A 20,288-nucleotide genomic window follows, 5' to 3' on the forward strand; every position below is an offset into this window, starting at 1 on the left:
CATCCGATGTGACGAACCTAGACTGGCCGTCGCGCTAATTTCCCGAGGATGTCGTGTGATGAATGATTGTGTAGCTCAACCCTCTGTCCATTCGCAGGCGGAGCCCACAGACCCGGCCTGGATGGCAGTATTTTCCCTGGCCATGGGGGTGTTCGGATTGTTGACGGCGGAATACCTGCCGGCCAGCCTGTTGACGCCGATGGCGATGGACCTTGGCGTGTCAGAGGCGCTCGCCGGCCAGGCGGTGACCGTGACGGCCGTGGTGGCGTTGTTCGCCGGGTTGCTGGTGCCCGGCCTGACGCGTGGCATCGACCGACGCGTGGTGCTGTTGGGTTTTTCCTTGCTGATGATTGCGTCCAACCTGTTGGTGGCGCTCTCTTCCAGCCTGGCGGTGCTGCTGTTGATGCGCATCCTGCTGGGCGTCGCCCTGGGCGGTTTCTGGAGCATGGCGGCAGCGGTGGCGATGCGCCTGGTGCCGGCGGCGCTGCTGCCCCGTGCGCTGTCGATCATCTTCAGTGGCATTGCGGTGGGCACGGTGGTCGCCGTGCCGCTGGGCAGCTTCCTTGGTGGTTTGTATGGCTGGCGCAGTGCGTTCGTCGCCGCAGCCGCCGTCGGTGTGATCACGCTGGCGTTCCAGCTGTTCACACTGCCACGCCTGGCCCCCACGGGCACCGCACGTTTGCGCACGATACTGGATGTGCTGCGGCGTCCGGGCATCGCCATCGGCATGTTTGGCTGCGTATTGGTGCACACCGGGCATTTCGCGCTGTTCACCTACATCCGGCCATTCCTGGAAAGCACCACAGGCGTGGGCACCGAAGGGCTGGCCTTGATGCTGCTGGGGTTCGGCGCCGCCAACTTCGTCGGCACGCTGTTGGCCGGATGGATGCTGGTGCGTTATCCACGCGGCACGTTGGTGCTGATGCCGATCTTGGTGGGCGTCGCGGCGCTCGCCCTGGTGCTGCTGCCGGCCTCGCTGCCGAGCCAGGCGTTGCTGCTGGCGCTGTGGGGCATGGCCTTTGGCGGGGTGCCGGTGGCGTGGTCGAACTGGGTGGCCCGCGCGGTGCCGGATCAAGCTGAAAGTGCCGGTGGCATGGTGGTGGCGTCGGTGCAATCCGCTATTGCGGCAGGGGCTGCGGGGGGGGGCGTGATGTTCAGCCTCAGCGGTATCGACGGCGTGTTTATCGGTGCCGGTGTCTTGATGCTGCTGGCCGCCTTGTTGATCGCGTTACGGGTGCAGGTGCCTCGGCAGCATGCGGCGGCGGGTAAAGCGCTGCAGGTGTGACGCGCCATCAACCTTTGGTTTAGTCTGGAGCGCTTCGCTGATCGCAAGCACGCCTGGAGCAGTAAGCATGACCGATTACGTACCCCCAACAGTGTGGACCTGGGACACCGAAAACGGCGGCACCTTCGCCAGTATCAACCGACCCATCGCCGGCGCCACCCATGACAAGGCACTGCCGGTGGGCAAGCACCCGCTGCAGCTGTACTCCTTGGCCACGCCCAATGGACAGAAGGTCACGATCCTGCTGGAGGAGTTGCTCGCGCTGGGCCACACCGGTGCGGAATACGACGCCTGGCTGATCAAGATCGGCGACGGTGACCAGTTCGGCAGTGGCTTTGTCGGGGTCAACCCGAACTCCAAGATCCCGGCCCTGCTGGACCGCAGCGGCGCCACGCCGATTCGGGTGTTCGAGTCGGGCGCGATTTTGCAGTACCTGGCGGAAAAATTCGGTGCGTTCTTCCCGACTGAGCCTGCGGCGCGTGCGGAATGCCTGTCGTGGTTGTTCTGGCAGATGGGCAGCGCGCCGTACCTGGGCGGTGGCTTCGGGCACTTCTATGCGTATGCGCCGAGCAAAATGGAATACGCGATCAACCGCTTCGCCATGGAGACCAAGCGTCAGCTCGACGTACTCGACCAGCGCCTGGCAGTGAGCGAGTACATTGCGGGTGATGAATACACCATCGCCGATATCGCGATCTGGCCCTGGTATGGCGGGTTGGTCAAAGGCCGCTTGTATGGCGCGGCGCAGTTCCTGTCGGTGCATGAGTACACGCACGTGTTGCGCTGGGCGGACGCGATCGAAGCGCGGCCGGCGGTGCAGCGGGGGCGGCGGGTGAACCGGGTGTCTGGCGAGGAACAGTTACCCGAACGGCATGACGCAAGCGACCTGGACTGAGTGTGGGAGGGGGCTTGCTCCCGATAGCGGTGGGTCAGGCACGGATGTATCAACTGACCCACCCTCATCGGGAGCAAGCCCCCTCCCACAGTGTGCGCTGGGTACGACAGGCTATCTGTAGCGCTGCTCAAACACCGCCACCTGCTCGGGCTTGATCAGTTCGAACGGCACCCACACCTCCGGCTCAATCGGCTCACCCTTGATCATCCGCACCGCGGCGTGCACCGCCTGGGTCGCCTGGGCTTTCGGGTCCTGGAACACCGACGCCGTGAGCATCCCACGCTTGATCGCCGCCAGGCCGTCGGGCAAACCATCGATGCCGACAATCGCGATCTCGCCCTTGGTTTTGCCGGCCTGCTGCAAGGCCATGGCCGCGCCAATCGCCATTTCATCGTTATTGGCCACGATGGCATCGAACTGGGTGCCCGCCAGCAGCCAGTTGCTGGTCAGGTCCATGCCCTTGCTGCGTTGCCATTCGGCGCTTTGCTGCTCGACCACCTTGATACCGGGAAAATCCTTGAGCACCTGTTTGGCGCCTTCGGTGCGGTCATGGGTGGCGTTCTGCGCGAGGTCGCCCATGATGATCGCCACATTGCCCTTGCCGCCGAGCTTTTCCGCCAGGTAGCGCATCTGCAACTGCCCGGCTTCGATGTCGTTGGAGGCCACGGTGACCACGCCCTTGGGCAGGGTGCGTTCGTCCGGGTGACGGTTGACGTACACCAGCGGTGTCTTCGCCGCCACGGCGGCGCGGGTCATGTTGGCGGTGGCGGCGGTGTCCACCGGCAGTACGATCACCGCGTCGACCTTCTGGTTGAGGAAACCTTCGACCTGATTGAGCTGGCGCACCACATCGCCCTGGGCGTCTTCGAACTGGATCTGCACATCCTGCTGCTTGGCGGCGGCTTCCAGGCCGGTGCGCACGTAGGTCATGAAGTTATCGTCGACCCGGGCAATGCTCACGCCGATGCGATAGGCGGCGAAGGTCCATTGGCTGAACAGCAACACCAGCGTGGCAACGATCAATGAATAGCGGTTCATAAGGGTGTTCCTTTTATTGTTATAGGGTGAACGCTTGGCGAAATCGCTCCAGGGCCAACTCGCTGTCGCCGCTGGCCCAGCCTTCCAGGCCGACCACGCCGCGGTAGCCCATGGCGTGCAGGGCCCTGGCTATGGCTGGGTAGTGGATTTCACCGGTGCCGGGCTCCTGGCGTCCCGGCACGTCGGCCACCTGGATTTCACCGATGTGTGTACCGGCGCGCTGGATCAGCTCGATCAGGTTTCCTTCGCCGATCTGCGCGTGGTACAGGTCCAGGTTCATCTTCAAGTGGGGGCTGCCCACGGCCTCGACCAGCGCCAGGGTGTCGTCGGCGCGGGCAAAGGGCGTGCCGGGGTGGTCGACCTCGGTGTTGAGGTTTTCCAGCAGGAACACACGGCCGGCGTCTTCCCCCAGGCGGGCGATTTTTTCCAGGGTCTTGCAGGCGCTCAGCCACATGCGGCCGGTGGTCTGGCTCACGGGTTGAACGGGCAGGCCGCCGTCACCCAGGCCGGTACCGTGCAGGTTGAGGCTGGGGCAATTCAATTGCTCGGCGACCCCTAAGGATTCGCGGGCGCTGTCGAGCAACTGGCGGATGCCGTCGGGGTCGGTGAGGGTGCCGCTGATGTAGCCGGTCATGGACGTAAAGTCGGCACCGGTGGCGGCGAGGGCGGCGATGTCCTTGTGGGTCCAGTTCCAGATTTCAACGCTGAAGCCCAGCGCATGAATACGCTGTACGCGCTCGATGAAGGGCTGGTCGAGAAACACCATCTCCGCGCTGATCGCGAGCTTGAACGGGCTCATAGGGTCACCGCCTTGCCCGTTTCGAACGATTCGATACAGGCACGGGCAATCGCCAGCGCCGCGCGTGCGTCTTCACCGCTGGCCAGGGGCTTGGCGCCGCTGCGCAGGCAATCGACAAAGTGGTTGAGCTCGGCGATGTAGGCGTCGCGCAACAGGTCGGTGTCCATGCGCTGGGTGTCGGCCTGGATGCCTTGGGCGAGGTAGCGCACCAAGTCGGACTCGTTAAGGCTGCCCATGCTCAGCATGCCGGCGCTGCCGAACACTTCGCCGCGCACGTCGTAGCCATACACGGCCTGGAAATTGGCTTCGGCAGTGGCGATGGCGCCGTTGTCGAAGCGGATCGCAACCACCGCGGTGTCGAGGAAGCCTTTGTTTTTGTAATCGGGCGCGATCAGTGCGTCAGCCATCACGTACACCTGCACCGCCTCGGCGCCGGGATTGAGGTAGCGCAGCGTGTCGAAATCGTGGATCAGGGTCTCGAGGAAGATCACCCATTGCGGCGAAGCGGCCGGGTTGTTCAGCGCCGGGTCGCGGGTCAGCGAGCGCAGCAGCTGCGGGGTGCCGATGCGGCCGGCGGCGACGTCGAGGTGCGCGGTGCGAAAGCTCTTGGCGAAACGCCGGTTGAAACCGACCTGCAGCGGCACCCGCGCATCGGCCGCGGCCGCGATGGCACGGTCGGCCTCATCCAGGGTGATGGCCATGGGTTTTTCGCAGAAGATCCCTTTGCCCGCGCGGGCGGCGCTGATCACCAGCTCGGCGTGGCTGCGGGCGGGGGCGGCGATGAGTACGCCGTCGATGTCCGGGTCGTCGAGCAATTGTTGAGGGTCGGTGTAAACCTTGCTCACGCCCAGTTCAGCGGCGAGGCGGGCGGCCTGGCCTGGCGTTGGGTCGGCAATCGCCGCCAGGCTGGCGCCGGGGATATGCCGAGCGGCGGTCAGGCCGTGGAAGCTGCCCATGCGACCGGCACCGATCAAACCCAGGCGGATGTGCTGTGTACTCATGAAATAACCCCTTGTTGTTATTGGCCCCAGGACGGTCCTGGTGGGCTAAGGGGTAGGAGCAAGGCCTGTGCCAATTCATAACTCATTGATAAATAGCGATTTATTATTATTCATAAGCGAAAAGTGTTCATTTAATGAACATGTCTATACTGACATGTCAAAAACATGAACATGGATACCGCCCCAATGAGCATGGCGTTCAGCGTGCAAGACCTCGACTACCTCACAGCCCTTGGGCCTGCTGCGTTGAATGATGGCCCGGTGGCCACGCTGGAGCAGGCCTGGCGCGACTGCCTGGCCGGTCAGGTCGAGCGCCCGGCGCACGTGCGCCAAGTGATCTGGGATTCGTGGCGGCGCAGCGTCGCGGCCGGTATTGACCCGGCAGACAACGCGTACCGCTTCGTGGCCGCCGAAACCCTGGCCGCCACCCAGGCCACCCACCGCGTGCTGATCGCCGCCGCCGCGCAAGTCATGCGAGGCTTGCTGGCCTACAACCCGCGCGGCCATATCAACCTTACCGATGCCGACGGCACCACCCTGTATTTCTGCGGGCTGGACATCACCCCCGTGGGCAGTCGTCTGCTGGAATCGGTACAAGGCACCAACTGCACCGGCCTGGCGCTGGCCGAAGATCGCCTGGTGTACGTGCTGGCCGAGGAAAACTTCGGTATCGGCCTGCGCCAGCGCCGCATGCACTGCGCCGCTGCGCCGATCAAGAATGCTCAAGGCCAGACCCTGGCCATGCTGACCCTCACCGCCGAGCCCGGCTGGTTTCACTTCCATACCCTCGGCACGGTGCAGGCTGCGGCCGACGCCGTATCGCGGCAGATGGCCCTGCAAGGTCTGTTGGAAGAACAGCAAACCGTCCTCGAAGTGCTCAACGAAGGCCTGGTGGTGCTGGATGAGCGTGGCTGCATCAAGGCGCTCAACCGCTATGCCCGGCACCTGTTCGGGGTGGGGCTGGAGCTGATCGGTCAGCCGTTTCAGCAGTTGGGGCGCAGCGAATTGAGCGACTCGATGGGCGAGGCCGTTCGCGACCTCGACTGCACCTTCCACCTGCACAACCGCAGCCAACTCGCCTGCCTGGTCTCGGTGTGCCCGCTGGAGCAGGGCGGGGTGATCGTGTCACTGCGGGAGAACCGCCGCATCCGCGAAATCACCCGACGCCTCATCGGCACCCAGGCCAGCTACACCTTCGACACCATCCAGGGGCACTCGCGGGCGATCCAGGACGCGCTGCACCTGGGGCGCATCGCCAGTCGCAGTGATTCCACCACGCTGATCCTGGGTGAAAGCGGCACCGGCAAGGAGCTGTTCGCCCAGGCCATCCACAACGGCAGCGACCGCTGCAACGGCCCGTTTGTGGCGGTCAACTGCGGCGCGATTCCACGCGACCTGGTGCAAAGCGAGCTGTTCGGGCATGTCGAAGGCGCGTTTACCGGCTCGGCGCGTGGCGGCTCGGCGGGTAAGTTTGAACTGGCGGATGGCGGTACGATTTTTCTGGATGAGATTGGCGACATGTCCTTCGATGCCCAGGTGAGCTTGCTGCGGGTGTTGCAGGAAGGTGAGATCACCCGTGTCGGCGCGAAAAATTCGCGGCAAGTGGACGTGCGCATCATCGCCGCCACCCACCGCAACCTCAGCCAGGCAGTAGCGGAAGGCGCGTTTCGCGAAGACCTCTACTACCGCCTCAACGTGCTCAACCTGACCGTGCCGCCACTGCGCATGCGCCGTGAAGACATTCCGCTGCTGGCGCGGCACTTTCTAGCCCGCTGTGCGCGCTCGTTGCGTAAGTCGGTGCAGGGCTTTTCACCGGAGGCGATGGCATTGCTCTCGGCCTATGGCTGGCCGGGCAATGTGCGCGAGTTGGAAAACAGCATCGAGCGGGCGACCAACTTGGCGACGGGGGCGCTGATCGAACCGGTGGACCTGCCCTTGGAAAACCGCCAACGCGCCCTGCTGCGCGGCTACGAACCGCACCCTGCCCAGGACCTGAGCAGCCACGAAATGCACGCCATCGTCGCCGCGCTTAAAAGCACCGGTGGCAATATCCGCCTGGCTGCGCGGCAACTGAACGTGTCGCGGGGCGGGCTGTACAACAAGATGAGTCGGTTTGGGCTGAATGCCGGGGATTTTCGTGGCGACTGAGATTTAAGTCTGGCGCAGTTCAAATGTGGGAGGGGGCTTGCTCCCGCCGGTGGCCTGACAGCTGACCACAATCTAACTGTTACCTCGCGATCCAAATGTGGGAGGGGCTTGCCCCCGATAGCGGTGTGTCAGTCGATTCATCAGGTGACTGATTCAGCGCCATCGGGGCCTGGGTATCTACACAATTCTGGGGCTGGCGCTGGACCTGTGGGAGGGGGCTTGCTCCCGCCGGCGGCCTGACAGCTGACCGCCATCTAACTGTTAGGCTGCGATCCAAATGTGGGAGGGGGCTTGCCCCCGATAGCGGTGTGTCAGTCGATTCATCAGGTGACTGATTCAGCGCCATCGGGGCCTCGGTATCTACACAATTCTGGGTATGGCGCAGGACCTGTGGCGAGGGAGCTTGCTCCCGTGGCGGCCTGACAGTCGAGCTCCCTCTAACGGTTAGGCTGCGATCCCAATGTGGGAGGGGGCTTGCCCCCGATAGCGGTGTGTCAGTCGATTCATCTGGTGACTGATTCAGCGCCATCGGGGCCTCGGTATCTACACAATTCTGGGTATGGCGCTGGATCTGTGGCGAGGGAGCTTGCTCCCGCCGGCGGCCTTGCAGACGACCAGGATGTTGGATCAGACCGGGTACATAGCCGTTATTTAGGTAACGGCTGCTATGGGTTCCGCCCTTACGGCGGCTCACTTTTGAAGAGCGCAAAAGTAAGCAAAACGCTCTTGCCCCAACACTCGGCACCTCGCTCACGCTCGGTGTGCCCGTAATCCGACAGGTATTTGGGGGGCCGCCGCCACGCGCCATCCATGGCGCGGGGCGGCTAAACCGGCATCCCTGCCGGTTTACCCCCCAAATCCCTGCCGAATTCCGGCCAGCGTGGTTGACGGGGCGCCTCAGATCAAAAGCGGGATCAAGATCAAGAGCGGCTCGCTTCGCATCGTGGTTAGCGTTGGTTGCTACAGCGTTGTGTCGGTACCTATGGCCATCGCAGGCAAGCCAGCTCTCGCAGGGTTAATCGTATTTAGGTGGTTGTCTTGGGGGGCGTCAGGCACTCGATGGAGCGATCCACGGTGGTCTTGGCAATCTCCAGTAAATGCCACACCGCCAGGATCTTCGCCCGCTCGGGATTATCCAGTGTCTCTCCACAATCCAGCGCGGTCGCCGATGCACTGTCGAGCAAGCTGGCGGTGTAGAGCAGAGCGTCTTCGAAGCTCAGGTCTTCGTTGATGGAGTGAAAGCCCTGGGTGGGCAGGTAGTGATCGATGGCGCGGTTGAAGGCGGCGCGGTCTTTGGTGGGGTCGTTTGCGTCTTTGTTCATTGTTTAGCTTCCTTTTGGACTCAGGGAGCCGAACCTTCCGCGACTAAACGTAGGGTGGCGGCTGTACGCAGGTTAGTCGACCGGCCAAAAGGCAAAATCCGGCGCACCCAAGGGCGCCCTGCGCACAGCCACCATTAAACCTCATGGAGGATCATGCGCCTTTTGGAATACCGGGCGACTAAACCCGATCACTGAATTGGCGGCGACGGACCGCAGACTAGCCACCGATTCCAGCAGGCACAAGGCGGCGAGGATTGTCTAGGAAACGTCCTGCAATTAAAAGGGACCTGCCTTGCTGGCCCTTTACAAACCATGACCAAATGCCACTAACCGCTCGCTGGCGGGTCGTCTCGCAGGCCTATGGCTTCAACTGTTTCCATTCAATGGCAAAGCGTGCCAGGTATTTGGTGGTGGTCGCTTCACCACGCCGCACATGAGCGACCATCTGCACAGCAATATGCAGGTGGTCCAACGCTTCCTGCCCGTGGTGATCGAGTGCCGCGCCCGCTAGAGGTTCTCCGACGTCACAATCTGCGGCGATATATACACCCGATGCCGCACCGGATCGAACCCCTCGGTGCGCTCCCGTTCCTCACTCTGCAAGGCCACCAGCAACTGCACCAGTGCGGTCGCCGTCTGCCCCGGCTGCGAATCCATCACCACATCGATCAACCCCTGGCGCAGCGCCTGGCGTGACAGCTCGGTCGACTCCTGCAAGATGCAGCACAGCGCCGGTCGCTTGGGCAACTGCGCCAGGGCGCTGATGATGCCGTCACCGCCGCCGCCCACCACGCACAGGCCGCGCAGGTCGCTGTGGCGGCTGATCAGGTCGAGAGTGGCTTCCTCGGTGATGTCGCAGTTGTCCAGGTTGATCAACGGCTCCAGCGGCTTGAGCCCCGGCGCGTGTTCGGCCAGGTAGCTGTGCAGGCCTTCGACCCGCGCCTGGTGGCCGAGAAAACGATGGCCGCCGAGCAGGATCCCCACGCTGCCTTTGCGCGCGCCGCCCGTGCGCGCGAGCAACCAGCCCATGGTGCGGCCGACCACGTGGTTGTCCTGGCCCACGTAGGGCTCCAGGGCTTGCTCGTGGATATCCGAGAGCAGGGCGACCACGGGCACGCCGGCTTCGCGGATCTGCTTGAGGCAGGCGTTGATCAGCGGATGGGCAAAGCTGACCACCGCGAGGCCATCGCATTGCACGGCCAACTGTTCGATCTGCGCAACGATAGCGCTGGGGGTGCGATCCACGATGTATTCGAACTGGCACGTCAGGTTGGCCGTGGCGTGATGCTGCGCCGCGGTGCTGATCGACTGCGCCAGGTTGGCATAGAACGCTTGGGCGGTCCCCAGCAAGAGGATGCCGAAACGATAAGTCGGTCGACGTTCGCGAATGCGCTGGCCGATCAGCCGCGCGGCAAAATAGCCCACGGCCTCGGCGGCCTGGAACACCTGCTCGGCGGTGTCCGGGTTGACCGGCGCACGCGCATTCAATACGCGGTCGACGGTGGCCACACTCAGCCCTGCATGGGCGGCAACGGTGGCGATGGTTGGGCGTTTATTGTTGTTCATGACAAGCCCTTTGAACGTCTTGATAGAAAACTATCAAGCTCCGCTAGGCCTGGATGATAGCTTGATAGGGAATGGAATCAAGGCCTTGAGGGGGATTTACCGGTTCTCTATGGTGGGTTTCGTAAAGCACTAGAAACCACCGCTTGCGGAGAACAATAACAATGCCTGAACACACCGCTCACACCGCCCGCCGCGACTACAGCCTCACCGGCCCCGAAGCCGCCCGCGCCGCTGAAAAAGGCCTGGTCTCGGCCAACTGGTACCAGTCGCCCATCTCGCGTAAACGCATGAAAGAACTGATGCAGCGCCGTGACGGCCCGGCCTTGCTCGACACCGCCATCTGGGTGGTCGCGCTGTTGGCCGCAGGCTTCGGGGCTTATTGGTTCTGGGGCACTTGGGCCTGCGTGCCGTTCTTCCTCGTCTATGGCGTGCTGTACGGCACCGCGTCCAACCCGCGCTGGCACGAAACCGGCCACGGCACCGCATTCAAGACCCGTTGGATGAACGACGTGCTGTACCAGGTCGCCAGCTTCATGTGCATCTTCGAACCCCACGTGTGGCGCTGGAGCCATGCCCGTCATCACACCGACACCATTGTGGTCGGCCGCGACCCGGAGATCGTCGAGCCGCGTCCACCGAGCTTCTTGATGATGTGCCTGAGCCTGTTCAATTTGCCCTTGGCCTGGAAGACATTCGGCGGCGTGGCGCGCCATGCCATTGGCAAGATGAGTGCCCAGGAAGCGGACTTCATCCCTGAATCCGAATGGCCCAAAGTGTTTCGCGCGGCGCGGATCTGGGTCGGCATTTATGCCGTGGTGATTGGCACCGCCTTGTACCTGCACAGCTGGTTGCCGCTGATGCTGATTGGATTGCCGAGTCTCTACGGCGCCTGGCTCGGCTATCTCTTCGGCCTTACCCAACACGTCGGCCTGGCCGAAGACGTGCTGGACCACCGCAGTAACTGCCGCACCATCTACATGAACCGCGTGCTGCGTTTTATCTACATGGACATGAACTACCACCTCGAACACCACATGTACCCGATGGTGCCGTACCACGCGCTCAAGCACCTGCACGAAGAAATCCGCAGCGACTGCCCGCCGCCGTACGCCAACCTGTTCGAGGCGTACAAAGAGATCCTGCCGACGATCTGGAAACAGCGCAGCGACCCGACCTATTTCGTCCAGCGCCCACTGGCGAACGACGCTGAGGGTGGCGAGGGAGCTTGCTCGCGCTGGGCTGCGCAGCAGCCCCAATAAAACCACCGCATTCATTCAGACATAACTCGACTGCCGATCTTGGGGCCGCTTCGCAGCCCAGCGCGAGCAAGCTCGCTCGCCACAACAAGCGCGCTTGCCACAGGGGCAGTCAGTCATTTGGAGACAAACGCCATGAACGATCAATGGATCGACGTCTGCGCCGTGGGCGAAATAGACGAAGAAGACGTGCTGCGCTTCGACCACGGGCCGCATACCTACGCAGTGTACCGTTCGGCCGAGAATGAGTTTTTCGCCACCGCCGGCCTGTGCACCCACGAGAAAATCCACCTGGCCGACGGCCTGGTGATGGACCACTTGATCGAGTGCCCCAAGCACAACGGGCGCTTCGATTACCGCACCGGCAAAGCCATGGGCGCGCCGGTGTGCGTCAACCTCAAGACCTACCCGGTGCGGGTCGAAGCGGGGCGGGTGTTGCTCGCCGTCACGGCGTGACCATGAGCGCACCCCTGATCATCGTCGGCGCCGGCCATGCCGGTGGCCGTGCGGCGCTGACCCTGCGCGAAGAAGGTTACACCGGGCGCCTGATCCTGATCGGCGATGAGCCGCACTTGCCCTACGAGCGACCACCGCTGTCCAAGGCTGTGCTGCAGGGCACGGCGGATCTGGCGGGGTGCAGCCTGTGCGACAGCGCGCGGCTGACGGAGTTGGGTATCGAGCATATCGCCGGTCACCCGGTGACCCAATTGGAGCCGGAACACCATCGCCTGCAACTCGCCGACGGCCAGTGGCTGCCGTATGCCGGTCTGCTGTTGGCCACTGGCGGACGGGCACGACGCTTGCCCCAAGAGCAAGCCCATGTGCTTTACCTGCGCACCCACGATGAAGCGCTGGCCCTGCGCAACGCGCTAAAGGCCGGGACGCGGCTGGTGGTGGTCGGTGGCGGTTTTATCGGCCTGGAAGTGGCAGCCACGGCACGTGGCTTGGGCTGTGAAGTCACGCTGCTTGAAGCCGGACCGCGTCTGGCGGGGCGGGTATTGCCGCCGGTCATCAGCGAGGCGCTGCTGGCGTTGCATCGCCAACACGGCGTGGATGTGCGCTTGAATGTGGCCTTGGAGTCCATCCAGGCCGACGCCGTGCTGCTGGTGGACGGGCAACGGTTGCCGTGCGATCTGGTCGTCGTCGGCATCGGCATGCAGCCCAATATCGAGTTGGCCACGGCGGCGGGGCTGGACGTGGGGCAGGGCATTCGTGTCGATACGCACCTGCGCACCAGCGCGCCCGACATCTATGCCGCCGGTGACGTGTGTGAGTTTCGCCTGGGCGGTCTCTACCAGCGCCAGGAAACCTGGCGCAACGCCGAGGTCCAGGGGCGGCATGCGGCGTTGAATCTGCTGGGGCACGACGTGCCGTTCGACGCGCTCCCCGGTTTCTGGTCCGACCAGTACGACTGGGGGTTGCAGACCGTTGGCGTGATCACGCCCTTGACGGTCAGCCGCCCATTGGCGGGCGGCGGCGTGCTGCTGTTCTACCTGGATGCCGAGCACCATTTGCACGGTGCCTGCGGTTGGGCGCCGGGCAACAGCGTGGCCAAAGACATCAAGCTGTGTGAGCGCCTGATCAGCGCACGTATACCGCTCAACGCGGCCAGCCTGGCCGACCCCGAGCTGTCCCTCAAACACCTGCTGCGAGGCTGATATGCGCCAATTCCTGGTGTTCCAATCCCTGTGGGCGATGCAAACCGAGCCCGGCACCCTCGACGACCAACTCGACCGCATCAAGGCCGCCGGTTTCGACGGCATTACCGACCATTACTACACACCCGCCGACGTCGCCCGCTTGCACGCCGCCGCCACGGCCAGGGGCCTGCAGATCGAAGGCCAGCTGTTCCCGCAATCGGTGGATGACCTGGCGGCCGCGCTGGATGTGATCAGCGGCTACGGCTGTCACCACCTCACCCTGCAAGCCGACGTGCGCCCGCGTACTCAACGCGAAGCGGCGCGACTGGTCGAAGGCTGGCAACGCCTGGCCGAGCAGGTGGACTTTCCGGTGCTGCTGGAAACCCACCGTTATCGGCTCACCAATGACCTGCTGTTCACCCTCGACCTGCTGGCGCAGATGCCCGACTTGAAACTGCTGGCCGACCTGTCCCACTACGTGGTCGGGCGTGAACTGCCGGAGCCTGCTGCCGCCGAGGACGATGAACAGATCCGCACTGTCCTGCGCCACAGCTGGGGGTTTCACGGCCGCGTGGCCAGCAGCGAACAGGTGCAGGTGTCGTTGGATTTCCCCCAGCATCACGCCTGGGTGCAACGTTTCACCGAGTGGTGGCGCTACGGGATTGAACACTGGCTGGCGCGGCCCGAGGCACCGCAGAGCCTGTCGTTCACCTGTGAACTGGGCCCGCCGCCCTATGCGATCACCGGCGCAGATGGCCGTGAAATCAGCGATCGCTGGGCCGAAGCGCTGAAGATGCAGGCGTTGATTCGACAGGTGTGGCAGCGCTGTCAGTGATGACCTTGAACCCGCTCAGTCATGAGCACTGTGTTCAAGACCAAGCAGTTCGAATTGCGATAACCCTAGGTATCTACGCATCTTTTGACTGTAGTGAGCGGGCTTGCCCCGCGCTGGGCTGTGGAGCAGCCCCAAAAAGGAGGAACCTGGTGTATCAGATACGCTTCATCGGTCGGTTTTAGGGCCGCTTTGCAGCCCAGCGCGGGGCAAGCCCGCTCACTACAGTGTCGTACTGGGGGTGTGGCGAGGGCGCTTGCTCCCGTGGCCGCTGCTTTCAGCTCAGCAGCCCGGTGCTGACCGCCACAATCAGAAACACCCCCAGCAGCGCGCGGTAGATCACGAACGGCCAGGTGGAGAACCGCTCCAGGAACTTCATCAGCCCCCAGATCGCAAAAAATGCCGAGATGCTCGCCACCACCAGGCCGAACAGCAGGTGCGGCCAGGCATGCACGGGCATATCGGCATGCAGCAACACCCACAGTTCCTTCAAACCGGCGAGGGCAATGGCGGGTAGGCCCAGCAGGAAGGAAAACCGCGCGGCTTCCTCACGCTTGAAGTTGAGGAACAGCGCGGCGGTCAGCGTGGAGCCGGAACGCGAGACGCCAGGAATCAACGCACCAATTTGCGCAATCCCCACGATCAACGCATCCCGCAGGCGCATTTCACTGACTTCGCGGGTGTGGCGTGCACGCACTTCCGCCACCGCCAACAGCACCGCCATGACCACGCAGGAAATACCGATCACCATCAACCCGCGCAACGGCGAGTTGCAGGCATTCAACGTCGACGACAACGCCAGCCCGGCAATGCCGATGGGGATCGTCGCCAGCACAATCGCCACCGCCAGCTTGAACCAGGGGTCGTTGTAGTCGCCCCGGCGCACGGCGCCGATGCTGCCGGTGGTCACCTGGCGCACATCCCGCCAGAAGTAACTGACCACCGCCGCCAGCGCCGCCAACTGCATGGCCGCGGAAAACGCCGAGCCGGGATCTTGCCAGCCGAGCAGGGCGGGTACCACGCGCATATGGGCGGTGGACGACACCGGCAACAGTTCGGTAATGCCCTGGATCACGCCCAGGATGAAGATCTGCAGGTAGTCCAGGGAGGCAAACCCCACATCCAGGCCGGCGGAACAGACGTTGCTCACAATACGTGTCCTTGAAAAAGAGAGGCAATTTCGCGGAGTTTATTCGAAATGTTTCAGGGTTTCGGGGGAGGCAACGCCTATTTGCAATCGGTTCAGCAAGTAGAAAGGTTGGCGACTCTATTGGACTGTCCCGGCGTTTTGTGAACAATGGCGCCCTGCATTTTTGACCGAGAGCCCCATGCCTGAAACCACCGTCGAACTGATCCAGACCGGCCCGGAGCACGCCGAGCTGATCCGTAATCTCTACCAGTACTACGCTTACGAGTCGTCGGACTGGGAACAGGAAGATGTCGAGGCGGATGGCCGCTTCTACATCCATGACGAACACCTGACCCGTTACTGGCAGGACCCGCAATGGAGCGCCAACCTGTTGCTGGTCGACGGCTACATCGCCGGTTTCCTGCTGATCGAAGGCAGCGAACTGCCGGGCATCGACGCCCTGGAACTGGCCGACCTGTTCATCCTCAAGCGCTACCGCCGCAAAGGGATTGGCCGCGCCATCGCCACCCAGGTGCTGTGCAGCGGCGAGGCCAATTGGCTGGTGCGGTTCTATGATCAGGACGAAGTGTCCCAGGCGTTCTGGCGCACGGTGCTGGATAACCTGCCGCGCCCGGTGCAGACGATTGAACTGGAGGATGACCCGCAGTTGGTGAGTTACCTGATTACGCGGGCGGCGCTGCATTAAAGGCCTGCTGCATCACCTGCGGCGGTTGCCCGAACGCCCTTAAAAACGCCTGGCGCATGCGCTCGCGATCACCAAACCCGGTTTCGCGGGCCACCACCTCGACCGGGTGTCGACTGGTTTCCATCAGCGCCCGGGCGGCTTCGACCCGCAGGGACTCGATGGCCTTGGCCGGTGTCTGCCCGGTTTCTTCACGGAACACTCGGCTGAACTGGCGCGGACTGAGCCGCGCGACATCGGCCAGGGCTTCCACCGAGAGGTCATGGGTCAGGTTCTCGCGGGCGTAGGCCAGGGCCAGTTGCACGCGGTCCGATTTAGGGTCCAACTCCAGCAGGGCGGACAACTGCGATTGCTCGCTGCCGCGACGCTGGGCGATCACCAGTTTGCGTGCAATGCGCCGCGCCAAGTCGCTGCCCAGGTCGTTCTCCACCATCGCCAACGCCAGGTCCACGCCGGCGCTCATGCCGGCGCCGGTCCAGATGTGGCCGTCGACGATAAACAGCTTGTCCTCTTCCAGGCGGATATCCGGGTAGCGCTTGCGAAAGGCCGGTGCGTGGATCCAGTGGGTGGTGGTGCGCTTGCCTTCGAGCAGACCGGCTTCGGCCAGCACGAAGATGCCCATGCACAGCGAGGCCACACGCCGCGACTGGGCGGAGGCGGCCTTGACCAGTTCCAGCAGATTGGCTTCCGGCAGGCGGAATTCCAGGTAGCCGCTGACGATCAGCGTGTCGTAACCCTCCGGCCGGATCGGTGTGGTGTTCACCGAAAAACCCTGGGACGTCATCACCGCGCCGCCGCTTTCCGACACCAGATGAAACTCATAGGCCGGCTCACCGCGCAACAGGTTCGCGCACTCGAACACCGAGCCCAGGCTGAGGCTCAGGGATTGGAAGTTCGGGTAAACCATCAGCGCAACGCTGTGCATCGCATGTCTCCAGGGGTGTGGGGGGCAGGGATTGTCGGCGGCTGCCGGGAAAACGGCAACCCACTTTGGCGCATGTCCGAAATCCTTGCGGATCTGACATTGTGCGCGTTTCGCCTGGCTCCTAACATTCACTCAACGAACTAGACGACTGGTCTAATCGATCGAGATGAAGCATGAGCCGCGAAACTAAAAGTGCAAGGCAGGCGATTCTGGAAACGGCGCAGCCGATTGTGGGCGCCAAGGGATTTTCTGCGGTGGGGTTGAACGAAATACTTCACGCCGCCGATGTGCCTAAAGGCTCGTTCTATCACTACTTCAACTCTAAAGACGCGTTCGGGGTGGTATTGCTCGATACCTATTTCGATAACTACTTGAACGCTATGCAACAGCTGTTCAATCAGCCGGGCTTATCTCAACACGCCAAGTTGATGCGTTATTGGCAAAGCTGGATCAACAACCAGACCGGCTGCACCGACGCCGGCAAATGCCTTGCCGTCAAACTCGGTGCAGAGGTGTCAGACCTTTCAGAGCCGATGCGCCTGGCCCTGCAACGCGGCACCGCACGCACCATCGGGTTGCTCAGCGAGGCCTTGCAGCAGGGCGTCGAAGACGGCTCGGTAACGATCACGCAACACCCCGAAAGCCTGGCCCGGCGCCTGTATGCGTTGTGGCTGGGGACCAGCGTCATGAGCAAGATCACCCGTACAGCGGCGCCGTTCGACGAGGCGCTGGGGCTGACCCGACAGTTGTTGGGGCAGCCGGAAGAAACTGACACTCACCCCTATCGAGGCACTGGAAAATGAAAGTATTAATGGTACTGACCTCTCACGACCAGCTCGGCGATACCGGACGCAAGACCGGCTTCTGGCTCGAAGAATTTGCCGCTCCCTACTACGCGTTCAAAGACGCCGGTGCCGACGTGGTGCTGGCATCCCCGGCCGGCGGTCAACCGCCGCTGGACCCGGTCAGCGACCAGCCGGACGCCCAGACCGAACAGACCCATCGCTTCGCCGCCGACCCGGCCGCCCAGCAAGCCCTGGCCACCACGGTGAAACTGGACACGGTCAACGCCGACGACTTCGACACCGTGTTCTACCCAGGCGGCCACGGCCCGCTGTGGGACCTGGCGGAATCGCCGGTGTCGATCGCGCTGATCGAGTCCTTCGAGCGCGCCGGTAAGCCCATCGGTTTCGTCTGCCATGCACCGGGTGCCCTGCGTCACGTCAAGGCAGTCAATGGTGAGTCGTTGATCAAGGGCCGTCGTGTCACCGGGTTCTCCAACTCGGAAGAGGCGGCGGTGGAGTTGACCGATGTGGTGCCGTTCCTGATTGAAGACGAGTTCAAGAAACTCGGCGGCCACTATGAGAAGGGGGCCGATTGGCAATCCTTTGTGATTACCGATGGCCTGCTGGTCACCGGGCAAAACCCTGGCAGTTCCAGTGATGTGGCTAAAGCCCTGCTGACACTCACCGCTTAATTAACTCACCGCTTGATGCATTGGCGACTTTTATAAGTCGCCAATGCTTTAGCGCGCCCGCTATTTGGACAGTATTCAATGAATGACCCTATTTTAAGTACCCCGGTAAAACTGGGGCACCACACGCTGAACAACCGTATTGTGCTGCCGCCGTTGACGCGCCAGCGCAGTGCCCAGCCCGGCGATATCGCCACCGACTTAATGGCCGAGTATTACCGTCAGCGCGCCACGGCCGGTTTTATGGTCAGCGAAGGCACGCAGATTGAACCGCGTGGCCAGGGTTACGCGTGGACGCCGGGTATCTACACCCCGGCGCAGATCGACGGCTGGCGCACCGTCACCGAGGCTGTGCATGCCGAAGGCGGGGTGATCTTCGCCCAGTTGTGGCATGTCGGTCGCGTGTCCCACAACGCGTTGCAGCCAGACGGCGCCGCCCCCGTCGCGCCGTCGGCGATCCAGGCGTTGCAGGCCAAGGCCTTTATCGAAACCGGGCCTGGCATGGGCGAACTGAAGCAGCCGCCGGTGCCACGTGCATTGTCCGTGCTTGAGATCGAAGAATTGGTCGGGCACTACGCCCAGGCCGCCCGCAATGCGCTGGATGCCGGGTTTGACGGGGTGGAAATCCATTCGGCCAATGGTTACCTGGTCAACCAATTCATCTCCGCCCATTCCAACCGGCGCGAGGATGAATACGGTGGCTCGCTGCACAACCGCCTGCGCTTTCTGCGCGAGATTGTCGAAGCCGTGAGCGCCGTGGTCGGGCCGCAGCGTCTGGGCGTACGGTTCTCGCCGTTATTCAGCGGCACCGATCAGGACCGTGTCTACATCGGCCTGGTGGAAGACGACCCGCACCACACCTACATCGAAGCGATCAAAGTGCTGGAAGAGTCGGGCATCGCCTACGTTTCCATCGCCGAAGCCGACTGGGACAACGCCCCGGTGTTACCGGAGTCCTTCCGCCGAGCGGTGCGTGAGACCTTCAGCGGGCGGATCATCTACGCCGGTCGTTACACCGCTGAGCGCGGTGCTGATCTGGTCGAAGCGGGGCTGGCGGACTTGATTGCGTTCGGGCGGCCGTTCATTGCCAACCCGGATCTGCCACAACGGATTTTCAATGGCTGGCCGTTGAACCCGCTGAAGGCGGAAGGGCTGTATGGCGGGACGGAAGCGGGTTACATCGATTACCCTGCCTACCGCCCAGTAGCCCAGTAGCGCTGAACCCTGTGGGCGCTGGCTTGCCTGCGAAAGTATCACCTGGGTACGCCTGACTCACCACGTTGCCTGCATCGCCGGCAAGACTGCCTTTGCTCCACACCACTCAAGCCGGCTGTCAGGCCGCTGTGCTTTTGCTTTTGATCTTGATCTCAAGCGCCCCGTCAAACACGCTGGCCGGAATTCGACAGGGATTTGGGGGGTAAACCGGCAGGGATGCCGGTTTAGCCGCCCCGCGCCATGGATGGCGCGTGGCGGCGGCCCCCCAAATTCCTGTCGGATTACGGGCACACCGAGCGTGAGCGAGGTGCCGAGTGTTGGGGCAAGAGCGTTTTGCTTACTTTTGCGCTCTTCAAAAGTGAGCCGCTGTAAAAGCGGAATCCATAGCGGCCGTGACCTAAATAACGGATATGTACCCGGTCTGATCCAACATCCTGGTCGTCTGCCAGGCCGCCAACGGGAGCAAGCTCCCTCGCCACAGGTTCGCCGCCATACCCGAAATTGTGTAGATACCGATGCACCGCTATCGGGGGCAAGCCCCCTCCCACATTTGGATCGCGGTCTAACCGTTAGATGGCGGTCGTCGGTCAGGCCGCCACGGGAGCAAGCTCCCTCGCCACAGGTCCGACGCCATACCCAGAATTGTGTAGATACCGATGCACCGCTATCGGGGGCAAGCCCCCTCCCACATTTGAATCGCGGTCTAACCGTTAGATGGCGGTCGTCGGTCAGGCCGCCAGCGGGAGCAAGCTCCCTCGCCACAGGTCCAGCGCCGTACCCCGAATTGTGTTGATACCTATGGGTATCGCAGGCAAGCTGAACTGGCCTAATGATCCCGGACACCTCTTAAGGGCGATATGATTCGCCCAATCAGGAGGTTCCATGCAAGAGCGAAAGACCTACACCCGCGAGTTCAAGCAACGTGCTGCAAGTATGGTTCTTGATGATAACTGCTCAGTTCCTGACGTCTGTGCATCGATGGACGTTGGTCCTACGGCTCTGCGCCGCTGGGTTGATCAGGTTCGTAAAGAGCGTCAGAAAGGGCAGCCAGTGGCAGGTA

At 62.8% G+C, this 20,288-nt stretch carries 18 protein-coding genes and 1 pseudogene; 12 read left to right on the plus strand and 7 right to left on the minus strand.

Annotated features, from left to right (window positions below; all coding sequences use genetic code 11):
• The first annotated feature begins 58 nt into the window (after nt 1–58).
• Nucleotides 59–1,285: an MFS transporter gene (locus K7431_RS22280; protein WP_043205176.1), complete on the plus strand. Its 1,227-nt coding sequence runs from the start codon at nt 59–61 to the stop codon at nt 1,283–1,285.
• Between the two features lie 67 nt (nt 1,286–1,352).
• The gene (gene yghU, locus K7431_RS22285) at nt 1,353–2,180 is read left to right on the plus strand and encodes a glutathione-dependent disulfide-bond oxidoreductase (RefSeq protein WP_012723606.1); all 828 of its coding nucleotides are present in this window, start codon (nt 1,353–1,355) and stop codon (nt 2,178–2,180) included.
• A 111-nt stretch (nt 2,181–2,291) separates the two neighbouring features.
• On the opposite strand, the gene K7431_RS22290 is transcribed toward yghU, so the two are convergent.
• The 3 genes from K7431_RS22290 to K7431_RS22300 are packed head-to-tail and all read right to left on the minus strand — an operon-like array spanning nt 2,292 to nt 5,018.
• Complete coding sequence (locus K7431_RS22290) at nt 2,292–3,218, minus strand: sugar ABC transporter substrate-binding protein (protein ID WP_012723607.1); 927 nt, start codon at nt 3,216–3,218, stop codon at nt 2,292–2,294.
• A gap of 19 nt (nt 3,219–3,237) precedes the next feature.
• Complete coding sequence (locus tag K7431_RS22295; RefSeq protein WP_012723608.1) at nt 3,238–4,017, minus strand: TIM barrel protein; 780 nt, start codon at nt 4,015–4,017, stop codon at nt 3,238–3,240.
• Nucleotides 4,014–5,018, minus strand: coding sequence for a Gfo/Idh/MocA family oxidoreductase (locus K7431_RS22300; RefSeq protein WP_012723609.1), 1,005 nt, complete (start codon nt 5,016–5,018; stop codon nt 4,014–4,016). Before K7431_RS22300 ends, K7431_RS22295 begins: the two co-directional genes overlap by 4 nt.
• Nucleotides 5,019–5,204: 186 nt before the next feature.
• On the opposite strand from K7431_RS22300, the gene K7431_RS22305 reads away from it, so the two are divergent.
• Nucleotides 5,205–7,166: a sigma-54 interaction domain-containing protein gene (locus tag K7431_RS22305; protein WP_043205177.1), complete on the plus strand. Its 1,962-nt coding sequence runs from the start codon at nt 5,205–5,207 to the stop codon at nt 7,164–7,166.
• A 1,025-nt stretch (nt 7,167–8,191) separates the two neighbouring features.
• Here the strand turns inward: K7431_RS22305 and K7431_RS22310 are convergent.
• Together K7431_RS22310 and K7431_RS22315 are read right to left on the minus strand one after the other, a co-directional pair.
• Nucleotides 8,192–8,488, minus strand: a complete 297-nt coding sequence (locus K7431_RS22310; RefSeq protein ID WP_012723611.1) for a DUF6124 family protein — start codon at nt 8,486–8,488, stop codon at nt 8,192–8,194.
• A gap of 507 nt (nt 8,489–8,995) precedes the next feature.
• Nucleotides 8,996–10,054: a LacI family DNA-binding transcriptional regulator gene (locus K7431_RS22315; RefSeq protein WP_012723612.1), complete on the minus strand. Its 1,059-nt coding sequence runs from the start codon at nt 10,052–10,054 to the stop codon at nt 8,996–8,998.
• Between the two features lie 161 nt (nt 10,055–10,215).
• On the opposite strand from K7431_RS22315, the gene K7431_RS22320 reads away from it, so the two are divergent.
• From K7431_RS22320 to K7431_RS22335, 4 genes are all read left to right on the plus strand, one after another.
• The gene (locus K7431_RS22320) at nt 10,216–11,313 is read left to right on the plus strand and encodes a fatty acid desaturase family protein (RefSeq protein ID WP_012723613.1); all 1,098 of its coding nucleotides are present in this window, start codon (nt 10,216–10,218) and stop codon (nt 11,311–11,313) included.
• A gap of 132 nt (nt 11,314–11,445) precedes the next feature.
• Nucleotides 11,446–11,766 carry a MocE family 2Fe-2S type ferredoxin gene (locus tag K7431_RS22325; RefSeq protein ID WP_012723614.1) on the plus strand — a complete coding sequence of 107 codons (321 nt, stop codon included), beginning with the start codon at nt 11,446–11,448 and terminating at the stop codon, nt 11,764–11,766.
• A gap of 2 nt (nt 11,767–11,768) precedes the next feature.
• Nucleotides 11,769–12,968, plus strand: coding sequence for an NAD(P)/FAD-dependent oxidoreductase (locus K7431_RS22330; protein ID WP_043205178.1), 1,200 nt, complete (start codon nt 11,769–11,771; stop codon nt 12,966–12,968).
• A 1-nt stretch (nt 12,969) separates the two neighbouring features.
• The gene (locus tag K7431_RS22335) at nt 12,970–13,785 is read left to right on the plus strand and encodes a sugar phosphate isomerase/epimerase family protein (RefSeq protein ID WP_012723616.1); all 816 of its coding nucleotides are present in this window, start codon (nt 12,970–12,972) and stop codon (nt 13,783–13,785) included.
• 274 nt (nt 13,786–14,059) lie between these two features.
• Here K7431_RS22335 and K7431_RS22340 read toward each other — a convergent pair whose 3' ends face one another.
• On the minus strand, nt 14,060–14,932 hold the full coding sequence (locus K7431_RS22340; protein WP_012723617.1) for an undecaprenyl-diphosphate phosphatase: 873 nt from the start codon (nt 14,930–14,932) through the stop codon (nt 14,060–14,062).
• 140 nt (nt 14,933–15,072) lie between these two features.
• On the opposite strand from K7431_RS22340, the pseudogene K7431_RS22345 reads away from it, so the two are divergent.
• Nucleotides 15,073–15,617 (plus strand): annotated as a pseudogene (locus K7431_RS22345) (GNAT family N-acetyltransferase).
• Here K7431_RS22345 and K7431_RS22350 read toward each other — a convergent pair.
• Nucleotides 15,595–16,539: a GlxA family transcriptional regulator gene (locus tag K7431_RS22350; RefSeq protein ID WP_012723619.1), complete on the minus strand. Its 945-nt coding sequence runs from the start codon at nt 16,537–16,539 to the stop codon at nt 15,595–15,597. The pseudogene K7431_RS22345 and the gene K7431_RS22350 sit on opposite strands and share 23 nt — an antisense overlap.
• Before the next feature lie 173 nt (nt 16,540–16,712).
• Here K7431_RS22350 and K7431_RS22355 point away from each other — a divergent pair, with 173 nt between their 5' ends.
• From K7431_RS22355 to K7431_RS22370, 4 genes are all read left to right on the plus strand, one after another.
• Nucleotides 16,713–17,342: a TetR/AcrR family transcriptional regulator gene (locus K7431_RS22355; RefSeq protein ID WP_012723620.1), complete on the plus strand. Its 630-nt coding sequence runs from the start codon at nt 16,713–16,715 to the stop codon at nt 17,340–17,342.
• Nucleotides 17,339–18,016 (plus strand): type 1 glutamine amidotransferase domain-containing protein, encoded by a 678-nt coding sequence (locus K7431_RS22360; protein ID WP_012723621.1) that lies wholly within the window; start codon nt 17,339–17,341, stop codon nt 18,014–18,016. Before K7431_RS22355 ends, K7431_RS22360 begins: the two co-directional genes overlap by 4 nt.
• A 78-nt stretch (nt 18,017–18,094) precedes the next feature.
• Nucleotides 18,095–19,228 carry an alkene reductase gene (locus K7431_RS22365; RefSeq protein WP_012723622.1) on the plus strand — a complete coding sequence of 378 codons (1,134 nt, stop codon included), beginning with the start codon at nt 18,095–18,097 and terminating at the stop codon, nt 19,226–19,228.
• Nucleotides 19,229–20,110: 882 nt separating this feature from the next.
• The coding region (locus K7431_RS22370; RefSeq protein ID WP_224265902.1) for a transposase at nt 20,111–20,288 on the plus strand (178 nt) is incomplete at its 3' end.

Origin of the sequence: Pseudomonas fluorescens group sp., from assembly GCF_020093335.1 — a bacterium.
GTDB classification, from domain to species: Bacteria; Pseudomonadota; Gammaproteobacteria; order Pseudomonadales; family Pseudomonadaceae; genus Aquipseudomonas; species Aquipseudomonas petroselini.

Bases quoted from the DNA above. Each gene is read 5' to 3' on its own strand.
- K7431_RS22300 (WP_012723609.1), bottom strand. From the start codon at position 5,018: ATGAGTACACAGCACATCCGCCTGGGTTTGATCGGTGCCGGTCGCATG.
- K7431_RS22325 (WP_012723614.1), top strand. From the start codon at position 11,446: ATGAACGATCAATGGATCGACGTCTGCGCCGTGGGCGAAATAGACGAA.
- K7431_RS22310 (WP_012723611.1), bottom strand. From the start codon at position 8,488: ATGAACAAAGACGCAAACGACCCCACCAAAGACCGCGCCGCCTTCAAC.
- K7431_RS22315 (WP_012723612.1), bottom strand. From the start codon at position 10,054: ATGAACAACAATAAACGCCCAACCATCGCCACCGTTGCCGCCCATGCA.
- K7431_RS22350 (WP_012723619.1), bottom strand. From the start codon at position 16,539: ATGCACAGCGTTGCGCTGATGGTTTACCCGAACTTCCAATCCCTGAGC.
- yghU (WP_012723606.1), top strand. From the start codon at position 1,353: ATGACCGATTACGTACCCCCAACAGTGTGGACCTGGGACACCGAAAAC.
- K7431_RS22335 (WP_012723616.1), top strand. From the start codon at position 12,970: ATGCGCCAATTCCTGGTGTTCCAATCCCTGTGGGCGATGCAAACCGAG.
- K7431_RS22330 (WP_043205178.1), top strand. From the start codon at position 11,769: ATGAGCGCACCCCTGATCATCGTCGGCGCCGGCCATGCCGGTGGCCGT.
- K7431_RS22320 (WP_012723613.1), top strand. From the start codon at position 10,216: ATGCCTGAACACACCGCTCACACCGCCCGCCGCGACTACAGCCTCACC.
- K7431_RS22355 (WP_012723620.1), top strand. From the start codon at position 16,713: ATGAGCCGCGAAACTAAAAGTGCAAGGCAGGCGATTCTGGAAACGGCG.
- K7431_RS22280 (WP_043205176.1), top strand. From the start codon at position 59: ATGAATGATTGTGTAGCTCAACCCTCTGTCCATTCGCAGGCGGAGCCC.
- K7431_RS22305 (WP_043205177.1), top strand. From the start codon at position 5,205: ATGAGCATGGCGTTCAGCGTGCAAGACCTCGACTACCTCACAGCCCTT.
- K7431_RS22365 (WP_012723622.1), top strand. From the start codon at position 18,095: ATGAATGACCCTATTTTAAGTACCCCGGTAAAACTGGGGCACCACACG.
- K7431_RS22295 (WP_012723608.1), bottom strand. From the start codon at position 4,017: ATGAGCCCGTTCAAGCTCGCGATCAGCGCGGAGATGGTGTTTCTCGAC.
- K7431_RS22360 (WP_012723621.1), top strand. From the start codon at position 17,339: ATGAAAGTATTAATGGTACTGACCTCTCACGACCAGCTCGGCGATACC.
- K7431_RS22290 (WP_012723607.1), bottom strand. From the start codon at position 3,218: ATGAACCGCTATTCATTGATCGTTGCCACGCTGGTGTTGCTGTTCAGC.